Origin of the sequence: uncultured Porphyromonas sp., assembly GCF_934359325.1 — a bacterium.
Lineage (GTDB): Bacteria > Bacteroidota > Bacteroidia > Bacteroidales > Porphyromonadaceae > Porphyromonas_A.
This window is the reverse complement of the sequence record NZ_CAKRLH010000232.1, coordinates 1-2,437: the sequence shown is the minus strand read 5'-3', so window position 1 is coordinate 2,437 and position 2,437 is coordinate 1. Positions and strand designations below refer to the sequence as shown.

The window sequence follows — 2,437 nt, the reverse complement described above, 5'->3', positions numbered from 1 at the left end:
GGTCTGCATGGCTGTGTGATCTTAGAATAATACACTCGGACGGCGACGATAGTAGCTATTGTCCTCTCCGTAAAACATCTCCCTCAGCTCCGTCTCCGAGGCGTCAGGGTAGTACCGCCTGACATCGCTCACCAGTCGCTCCACCGGTCCGTCAGCATCAGCGATCACCCGCACGGAGATCGGGTAGCACATGTCAAAGCTATTCCACGAGCGAGAGATCTCGTGGGACTTATAGGTGGTCACGCCGTCAAAGGGTGGAGCCTGGTTGCCTCCGTTGGTCATGTATTTTCCAAAGAGGAATCGGGTGCTCTCCGCATTGCTCGGCTGTGTCAGGATGTGGGCGATGGAGACCTTGAGCTGGAAGAGGATGTCCGACTTCTTAAAGTTGATTATCCCCTTCATCCCCATCGGCTCCAGCGGGTACTGCCCGCCATCACCCTCCTCGTAGATCCCGCGGCGGAAGCGGAGGAGATTGACGATGTGTCCCGTCCGGATCCGTCCGAGGTCGTCCTGATCCTCAAGGACTGTCCCGAGAGACTCCTCCACAGGGTCGGTGTCGCGGTACTCGTAGTCAAAGATCTCCGGCGTGAGCTTATTGAGTGCATAGGAGTCAAGCGTCTTGTAGAGCCGGTAGTCCCTCCCTTGGTACCGGTAGGTCTCCTCCACACTCTTGGTAGAGGTGCGGCGCTCCGACTCGAGGGCCAGTGCGTAGTCGTACCGCAGACCATTGGGCTTATGACCCTCCGTTGGGACAAAGACATTTGCCTGCGACATACGGGTCGCTGGGAGTAGTCCCCCGCCGGCATCGGTCTCAAAGGTATAGCGATCGATGTAGAGGCTGTCCGGCGTCATGGGGAAGGCGATCGGCAGTCCGGCGAGGGAGTAATTGTCGATGGTGAAGAAGTGCTGGTGCACGAGGAGGGTCGAGTTGGGGTCATCGTAGCCGACGTCCCTCGGTGACTTACCCTCCATGGCGTGCCAGCGGGTGAATTGGTGGTTGATCAGCTGCCCATTCATGTCGTAGTACTTCAGCTCGAGCGCATAGCAGTACCTGCTGCTCTTCACCACATCGAAGTGCTCCCTCGGTGAGACGATCGTCATATTCCCGTCCTCATCCTTGGAGATCTTGATCTCTTGGTAGAGGGGCACCGGTGTGGGCTTTTGGTCATCGAGGTCGTAGGCGGTGAAGTAGTAAGGCTCATCGCTCACCTCCCCCGCCGGATCGGCGTGCCGCACCGCCAGTCTCAGGATGGCCTGCACGGTGTAGATCTGCTCGTGTCCCACCACCACGGTCTCGATGAAGGGGGCGGGCGCTTTCACTATCTTCTGCATCGTATCCTTGCAGCTCGTGAGAGCCAGGAGGAGGATAGCGATGCCGGGTAATATCTGTCTCGTCATATTCATTTTGCTTTAAAACTCTACTACGGTGCGGATCGTATACTTGGCTCCCATCGCGTGAGCAAAGAAGCGGAAGCGGTCGGTGTACTCCTTGTACAGCGCATTCAGCATATTGTCAGCCACCAGCATCAGCTTGACGCTTCGTCCGCCGGGGAGATCATACTTCAGCTCTGCATTGGCATTGAGGAGGAAGTAGGGGTCCGGGGAGTCAGGTGCCAGGTCTTTCTCCGGATCAAAGCGCACCTGCTTTGTCACATACTTACCGTCCAGCGTCACGTCGGCGTGCCACCTCCGCTCCTTGCCGAAGTCGATCCGGTAATTGGCACCCAGGCCATAGCGGTCCGATGGCATAAAGGGCAGCCAGCAATTCTGCGTGAGGTTGCGGGCGTTGATCCACTCACCGGTCATCTCTATCGAGAGACCGCTCAGCGGCTCCACCCTGACGAGGAGGTCCCCACCAAAGAGTCGGGCGTTGTCCTGACCGTAGATAAATTGCGGGTATTTCCCGCTCGGGTGGTTGTGGAAGCGTCTCGCCCCCTGCCCGATATTGTCGTAGATGTAGTTGTGCACGTACTGGAAGAAAGCACTCGGCTCGATCAGCAGCCACTCATTGCGGTAGCCCATCCCGAGGACCGGCTTCACGCCCACCTCCGGGAGGAGATCCTTATTTCCCACCACCCAGTAGGTGCCGTGGTGGAGACCGGTGGCGTAGAGCTCGTTGATATCCGGCGGTCTCCAGGCAAGCCCGACATTGAGCCGAACGTCATAGTTGTCGTTCAGTCTATAGTGCGCCGCCAGGCTGCCCGTGATGGCAGCGTAGACCTTAAAGTCCCTGTAGTACTTAAAGGAAGCGAGACTCGTGTAGCCATGCACGTCCATCGCCTTGTAGTCGTACCGCAGTCCTCCCGAGAGGTCGAGGCTGCCGAGCTTCATCTTGTGGATCACGAAGCCCCCGAGGGTCAGTGCGGCAAAGTTGGGGATAAAGGCGGGCTGCTTCGTCCCGGGGACATTGTAGTTGTACTGATAGCTGGAGCAGAGA

Annotated in this window: 2 protein-coding genes; both read right to left on the bottom strand. The window is 57.9% G+C overall.

Annotation, left to right across the window (positions count from 1 at the left end; translation table 11 throughout):
• Positions 1 to 21 precede the first annotated feature (21 nt).
• Positions 22 to 1,404: a hypothetical protein gene (locus Q0F21_RS07250; RefSeq protein WP_297238699.1), complete on the bottom strand. Its 1,383-nt coding sequence runs from the start codon at positions 1,402 to 1,404 to the stop codon at positions 22 to 24.
• Positions 1,405 to 1,410: 6 nt separating this feature from the next.
• Positions 1,411 to 2,437, bottom strand: a 1,027-nt coding sequence (locus Q0F21_RS07245; RefSeq protein WP_297238697.1) for a TonB-dependent receptor, incomplete at its 5' end; no start/stop codon positions are given.